The sequence below is a fragment of the Vibrio sp. MM46 genome (assembly GCF_027587135.1).
Lineage (GTDB): Bacteria > Pseudomonadota > Gammaproteobacteria > Enterobacterales > Vibrionaceae > Vibrio > Vibrio harveyi.
Genome location: NZ_JAPPTO010000053.1, coordinates 1 through 6,267 on the forward strand (window position 1 = coordinate 1; position 6,267 = coordinate 6,267).

At 38.6% G+C, this 6,267-nt stretch carries 7 protein-coding genes and 1 pseudogene; all 8 read right to left on the bottom strand.

Going from position 1 to position 6,267, the window contains the following annotated elements; genetic code table 11:
- Positions 1-305: 305 nt before the first annotated feature.
- A complete protein-coding gene (locus tag OH459_RS27415) occupies positions 306-848 on the bottom strand; it encodes a hypothetical protein (protein ID WP_269989687.1) in 543 nt (180 codons plus the stop codon).
- Between the two features lie 152 nt (positions 849-1,000).
- Positions 1,001-1,471, bottom strand: a pseudogene (locus OH459_RS28290) (GNAT family N-acetyltransferase).
- 159 nt (positions 1,472-1,630) lie between these two features.
- The gene (locus OH459_RS27435) at positions 1,631-2,113 is read right to left on the bottom strand and encodes a hypothetical protein (RefSeq protein WP_269989696.1); all 483 of its coding nucleotides are present in this window, start codon (positions 2,111-2,113) and stop codon (positions 1,631-1,633) included.
- 232 nt (positions 2,114-2,345) lie between these two features.
- On the bottom strand, positions 2,346-2,789 hold the full coding sequence (locus OH459_RS27445) for a hypothetical protein (protein ID WP_042524228.1): 444 nt from the start codon (positions 2,787-2,789) through the stop codon (positions 2,346-2,348).
- A gap of 144 nt (positions 2,790-2,933) precedes the next feature.
- Positions 2,934-3,893 (bottom strand): hypothetical protein, encoded by a 960-nt coding sequence (locus OH459_RS27450; protein ID WP_269989702.1) that lies wholly within the window; start codon positions 3,891-3,893, stop codon positions 2,934-2,936.
- Positions 3,894-4,015: 122 nt separating this feature from the next.
- A complete protein-coding gene (locus OH459_RS27455) occupies positions 4,016-4,966 on the bottom strand; it encodes a DUF2971 domain-containing protein (RefSeq protein WP_269989704.1) in 951 nt (316 codons plus the stop codon).
- A gap of 353 nt (positions 4,967-5,319) precedes the next feature.
- A complete protein-coding gene (locus OH459_RS27460; RefSeq protein ID WP_269989706.1) occupies positions 5,320-5,700 on the bottom strand; it encodes a hypothetical protein in 381 nt (126 codons plus the stop codon).
- 215 nt (positions 5,701-5,915) lie between these two features.
- On the bottom strand, positions 5,916-6,267 hold a 352-nt coding region (locus OH459_RS27465; RefSeq protein WP_269989708.1), incomplete at its 5' end, for a recombinase family protein.

Consider the following 6,267-nt stretch of genomic DNA (forward strand, 5'->3'; position numbering starts at 1 on the left):
CCGATTACCTTTAAGATTTCGATTAGCTCGCTGCTAGCAACTAACGTACCCTCTGGAAACGTCTGACGCTTTGACCACTCAATTGAAGAGTTAGAAAGCATTTCCATAAACTCATTACTCCCATCACGAAAGTAGCTAATATTAAGTGTTTCAATTGACATAGATTTCCTTTATTTCGACAAAGCACATAACGCCCAATTAAGGTGTGAAGCACGCAACCACGACTCTCAATTTAACCACCGTAAACACCGAACTCAACCCAAACCGAAAATGCCAAGCGTGCTGAATCACTCTTAAATTGTTTGTTAGGTTTGTTGCAAATATGGTGCTATAAAGTCAACCAGAAAGCAGTATAACAATATAAGACCGGCTCCAAATCCCGACAAAACTGTTGGAATAACTGTAAAAACCCAGACCCTAGCGTTAATCAGTGCGCTTTTTTGCTCAATACACTGTATTTCACTTAGAGACGACATGTCGGGCTTTTGAAGCCGTTTTGAGACTCTGTGCATTTGTACTGAAACACTGAGCATTTTATATAGTTCAAATCCTATAAATGTCATCAGTGATATCAGTATAAGTGCGCCTGAGCTTAAAATAGCCCATTGAGGTAAATCACTTTTTAGACTTGACCATAAAGTAAAGAAACCGACATAACCAGCAGCAATAATTACATTGCTGTAAGAGTTAGCTTTTCCGTATACGTGAGCAACTACTTCTTTTGTCGCCGCTATATTTTCGTTTGTCATGATACGAGCTTGCTGCTGACTCATCCGGTTAATGTGACCCGCTAAATCATTGTGCCTATCAACACAACGTCGTTCCATATCGTATATTGCTCTGCTCAATTCACTATCTCCAGAAAACCTAACGCCTTGTTAAGGTGTGAGGCACGCAATACCGAAGCTTCCGCATACCACCTTAACCACTAAAACCAACGCATAGTAAAAATGCCACGCGTGACGAATCACTCTTGAACAATTTGTTATGTAGCCGACTTTCAGCTCAGTGCTTTCTGCCCAATTAGGATTTTGGGGGCAATACCGGCTTTGCGATACAAACCTAAAGCAGATTCATTGAAGGAATATACTTCTAAAAGCAGCTCTTCTCCGCCGTTAGAAATAGCCCTTTCCTCAAATGCCTCTATTAGCGCCAGCCCAACGCCTTGGCTTCTAAAGCATGAATCCACAACTATTTATTCAATGCTCGCGATTTTTCGCTGCTTGAGCGTCCAAGACTTGCGAACCCATAACTCACCAAAAACAAAACCTACTAAGTGCCCATTGCTTTCGGCTACCAGAAAAATTGAGCTTTCACTTTCGATTATCTTGTGTAGATCTATTTTTTGTTCAATTTCTTCCGGTGATAAAAAGTCATCAGGTAAATTTGCTTGATGATACTCATTAAGCTGAAACTGTAGCTTCTTAAGAACGCAGATATCTTCAATGCGAGCTTGACGAATATTTAGCATATATAAATCCTTTTAACTTACCTCCGCTCTCGCGGCTACATAACGCCGCATTAAGGTGTGAGCAACGCCTCCACGAAACTTAACCTTGCCATCGTAAACACTAAACCCAACGATGGAATGAAAAATGCCATGCGTTGGGAATCACTCTTAAATGCTTTGTTATGTTGGTTGCTCATATATTCCACAATAGGCATTCTTTCCTACTGAGAACAGCGCCCATAGCAATGCAACAACTGAACCTGCTATTGCACCAAAAACCATGCCTAGCGCTTTCGCTATTGCAGCACAAACCGTTGTTAATACAGCTCCAAAACAAGCTCCATTCATACGTTCAATACGTTTCCGAGCGGCTTCATATTTCTTCTCTTCTGTGCAAAATAGAAGATAAAATTCATTTTTAATTCTTTTCCAGATGTTTATTTTCGAGCCTTCACCACCTACATAGCCAGAGCTTAAGGAGTAATTTCGCTCCCGATAGGTTACAAAACAACCAGAAGTGTAAAATAATTTATTAGATTTCTTGCCTACAACAAACTTCTTCAGCAAGTTCATACCTATTTCATCAAGATTTTCGAGATCGCCTTTCATCTCCGTCAGAATTGGGTAGCGACTCAATACAGCCTTACTGTTATCTAACACCATATAGCCTCCATGCGGATATTCATATTTATCAGAATGTTAAGGTTATTTGTTTATAGTGCAAATTTGAGACGAGAATTTGTGAGCAGTTCACTTAAAGTGGATTAAAACATAACGCCTTGTTAAGGTGTGAGGCACGCAATACCAAAGCCTCCGCATACCATCTTAACCACTAAACCTAACGCATAGTAAAAATGCCACGTGTGCCGAATCGCTCTTGAACAATTTGTTATATTTAATTAAATGCACCTGACAGTAAGTTCATGATGTTATGAGCATTCAAGGCATCTTTGACCAAGTTTGCGGCATATTCTCTTGAACCTGTTTTCAAGGCAGCTTTTAGCTGCTCACCCAAAGATTCATTTGACTCGACAGATGTAGGAACTGACTTTAGTAATTGTAAGCCTTGCAATGACAAGGTCACACGAGAATTCCAAGAACCACCTAGCTTACCAATCAGATAACCAGACTCATATAGCCACGATATAGTATATGAAAGGAATTCATCGTCATCTTTGTTCAGTGGGCTAATAAACTCCCCAACTTCGTTGTAAGAACCGTCGTCTTCATAATCCATTAATTCAGAGGGGTTAAGCACAACTTGTTTAGGAAATTCCGAATAAAGTTTCTCAAAAATTTTTGCAACAAGTTCATCGAATTGTCTGATATTTTCGCTCATGTTTCCTCATTAAATATAACGCCCAATTAAGGTGTGAAGCACGCGACCACAGCACTTCATTTGACCACCGTAAACACTGAGCTAAAGCCAAACCCAAAATGCCACGCGTGCTGAATCATTCTTAAATTGTTTGTTAGCACGTTCTTACGGCTTACCCAATAGCTTCTCTTCTACTGTATTAGTTTGCGACTTAAGTAAACAGTAAGTGTCTAACTCCAATGCGATTTGCTCACCTGTTAAGTTAAAGCGTGGATCGACACAATATGTTTCGTAATAATAAAGCTCTGTCATTACATCCAACAGAAGAAATAACCTTATGCAATTGTCCTTCGTGGCAAACTGAGAACTATTTAATAAATGAGCCGCCAAATGCCTGTTGAAGTTCGAGTAAGCATCACCTTTGTCAGATGGCTTAAACAAATGTTCGGTTAACAATTTATCACATGCTTTTGAGTAGACTTCATAAAATAATGCGTTACCTGGGCATGGTTGGCGAGTATGCGAGTTACGGAAAAATTTTCTTAGGTCTTCAAACTCTGGTTTTTTGCCTTCTCCTGAATAACCTAACCACCGTAATACAACGCCTTCAACTACAGGAATTAGCGTCAAATATGCAGCTATAAAGTTCCCGCGATAAAACGAGATGGTTGCAGCTTCAATGATCGCAGAAAACTCTTTAAACGGTGGAAAATGCTCAAACCGACCTTTTTTCTGAAGTGCACGAACTCTTGGGCACATAGTCGAATTTTCCAAAATAGAAATAATTGAATGCTCGTTATTCGGCATGCTTCCTATGAGCTTTTCGATCTCCTTAACTTCAGACATTGTAGCAATAGCAGGAATGCTTAAAGCATAATCAGCAAGCTTGTCATTTAGCGAAATTATCCCTTTAATTTCATTTACAGAAGTACATAATACGTTTGGCTTGCTTTCACTTTCTTTTCGTTTTTCTCGCTCTTTTTTTAGATAAATATCGTAAGCCTTTTTACTCACACGAAACCAATCTGCATCGTCTTTAGACTCTGCCTGTTTTATCTGATGAATAGGAACTTGTTTTGCTAAAGCTGCAATTACTCGTTTAGCTTTGTCCTTTGTTTTAGGCATTTTTTCTCCAGACTAATTATTACCGATCAAGTGCTAACGCCGCATTAAGGTGTGAGCGACGCTTGGCTATACTTGAGCGAAGCGAAACTGCCAAGCGTTGCGAATCACTCTTAAATGCTTTGTTATGTGCGAACTTTCTTAGTTTGATAATCTAATTCATAGCGTACTGGAGACATTTGCATTTGTTTGACTTCAATACCCTTTCTATCACAGATTTCCATAATTTTGTCCGCGTCTTCTTTTGCTATTTTAGTGCCAAGAATAACGTATTTTGCTTTTGGAACTAGATAACCCATTTCTTCGTTGAGAATCCCGTTACTGAAAACTAACCGCCATTCCTTTTCATATTCCCACTCACGACTTTTGATAAGTGCAGCTTGGTTAATATACAAGATATTATTAACAGTTTTGTTCTTAGAAAAAATTCCTGAAGCATCGAACATATTATTTGAGTAAATTGCTGGATACAGCATTCTTGTGCGTAAGTCTTCATTACCTAATTCTCCGAAGTCATAAGCGATACAAAAACCTTTGTGATAATCAGCATAGTGAGACCACATGAGAATAGATGTAGGGTCTTCAGAGAAACAACACACTTTAAATGCTTGTTTCATATTTTCAGATAACTCGGAAATAATACCTAATCCGTGTTCCTTAATCGTAGCACTTAAAGCGTCACCGATGGTTTTGGCATATTCAGGACGATCGGGATAACTCAGTTCCATAAGAGTTGTTGTGGGGTTATCACTACTTAGAATTGCCTCAATTGAATCGTGATCTTCACCTGAAATTATCCCTGAACTTAAAGCCATATCTATGACCACGCGTGGGTCATAAGGATCTAGTTCATCTGTTTTTTTAAACGAGCAATCATATGGATCATTAAAGTTTCTTGGGTCTGACAGCCAAATACTGTCTTCCTCTAGATTTTTAAGCGAATACTCATTCACTGCTCGATATTTGTAGAGAAGTTTAGGTAAGTTTTCAAATTTCAAACGAATTGCTTTATCAATCTTTTCAGCTGAGGTTTCGGATGAAAACACCAAATCTTTATATTCTTGAAACCACTGCACTTTCGATTATCCTCCTAGCACATAACGCCGCATTAAGGTGTGAGCAACGCTACCACGAAGCCTAAACATACCACCGTAAACACAAAACCCAACTATGGAATGAAAAATGCCAAGCGTTGGGAATCACTCTTAAATGCTTTGTTAAGTTTCTATAACTTGACCTTATGAAGCCCTTGTTGTCCTTTCATTGAATATTCTAGATACAAAACTCCAGACTCTTTTGCAGCACACAATGAGTCATCCACACTCGATTCTAACGGCAAAGATGCCTGTACTCTGAACTTACTGCCAGGTCTGATTACTGTTTCTGTGTCAGTTAAATACTCGAGAGCACCATCTAAAAATTTCAACTCTCAGCAATTCTTTTTATATCGTAGACGATCAGCGTATTGATATACAGACAATGCGCTTTTACGTGGAATAAAGCCAAAGCAAATTTTTTTATCGCAAAAGTAGGCTCTACTTATGTAAATATTAGATGCACCTGAATTCTTCAAATCAAAATCAACACTCGACAACAATTTTCCATCGACATTGATACCAATACCAGGTCTCATTTTTACTTCTAAGTGTTTACAATTACTACCAAAGATAAAATTCTTAACAAATGCACTAGCACCTACTAAAACAATCAATTTAATCAATAACTCAATTAGAGCAATTCCTGTTGACACATAGGTTGCAAGATCGACACTAAAATATGGCTTTAATACATTTACTATTTCTTCAAACACTTAACTTTACCGATACCGATTGAAACTTAACGCTTTCTATACGGCGACTGTCCGTATTTTACGAACAAATAATGCCTTCTTTCTTTTTAAGCTTCAAATACAAATCAATAGCTTAGTGGCAGATTGAATGAGTTAGAACGCTCTGTGTCGTATAGCCTCGGAAGCCAGTAGCAGGATGCGAATGAGTCAAAAATCTAATGCATACAGGGGTAATTTCAATCTGATTTTTCCATTGCTATTTTTAACGCCCGATAAATTGTTGCTTCTCCTAGCTCAAATTCTTTCGCAATTTGACCTATAGTTGCTCCTTCTGTTCGACGAGTACGTATTGCATGGCATATTTGCTCGTTAAGTTTTGCTGGGCGCCCAAACTTCACGCCGTTCTCTTTTGCTTTGGCAATGCCTTCAGCTTGCCGCTCAGTACGTAAATCATTTTCGAACTCAGCAATGGATGCCAACATGTTAAACATCAATCTACCAGTTGATGTACTGGTATCGATATTTTGGTCAATGACGATTAAGTTAATTTTCTCTTGCTCAAAACGTTTAGCGAGTTGTGCCAGATGA